1 protein-coding gene is annotated in these 466 nt (G+C 67.6%); it reads right to left on the bottom strand.

All coding sequences use genetic code 11. The features are described from left to right. The coding region (locus ENZ75_RS33955; protein WP_128278703.1) for an aldehyde dehydrogenase family protein at positions 1–466 on the bottom strand (466 nt) is incomplete at both ends.

The following is a 466-nucleotide window of genomic DNA, read 5'->3' as shown; positions in this document are numbered from 1 at the left end:
GCCGACGCGCAGCCGGCTCATCCGCGTCTTGACCTTGGCGATCAGGGCGTCGGCTATGCCTTCCTGCACCAGGAGCCGCGAACCGGCGCAGCAGACCTGGCCCTGGTTGAACCAGATGCCGTCGACCAGGCCTTCGACGGCGCTGTCGAGATCGGCATCCTCGAAGACGATGAAAGCCGATTTGCCGCCGAGCTCCAGCGACAGTTTCTTGCCCGAGCCGGCGGTGGCCTTGCGGATGATCTTGCCGACCTCGGAAGAGCCGGTAAAGGCGATCTTCTGGACGCCGGGATGGTTGACGATGGCGACGCCGGCCTCAGGGCCGCCCTGGACGATGTTGACGACGCCCTTCGGCACGCCGGCACGCTCGCAAATCTCGGCGAACAGGATGGCGGTCAGCGGCGTGAACTCGGCCGGCTTCAGCACCACGGTGCAGCCGGCGGCGAGCGCCGGCGCGATCTTCCAGGCC

The sequence above is a fragment of the Mesorhizobium sp. M7A.F.Ca.CA.002.04.1.1 genome (genome assembly GCF_004022805.1).
Taxonomy (GTDB): domain Bacteria; phylum Pseudomonadota; class Alphaproteobacteria; order Rhizobiales; family Rhizobiaceae; genus Mesorhizobium; species Mesorhizobium ciceri.
Note: the sequence above shows the minus strand (reverse complement) of the source record. Positions and strands in the feature narration are given on the sequence as shown.